Genomic DNA, 236 nt, shown 5'->3' on the forward strand with positions numbered 1-236 from the left:
TTTGGCTTCTCCCTGAGTCTTCGGTAGAGCTCCCTCGCTTGTTCCTCTAGGTCATCCAGGGTGCCCCCCTGCTTCCGACCCATCGGGCTCCTCTGCAGGTCCACAATGTCAGTCTGCAGTGCCATCATCCGCTCTACTAGATGCTTCACGTCATTCTCCCGCCCACACTGCTCCACAGCCTGCTCCATCTCCCGCCAAGCCAGCAGCAATTTATCTGAGGTGATCCCAAACTCGGA

1 protein-coding gene is annotated in these 236 nt (G+C 57.6%); it reads right to left on the bottom strand.

Going from position 1 to position 236, the window contains the following annotated elements; translation table 11 throughout:
- The coding region (locus AC0IYH_RS33970; RefSeq protein WP_471838878.1) for a hypothetical protein at positions 1–236 on the bottom strand (236 nt) is incomplete at both ends.

It is taken from the genome of Pseudomonas sp. AC463 (assembly GCF_979253585.1).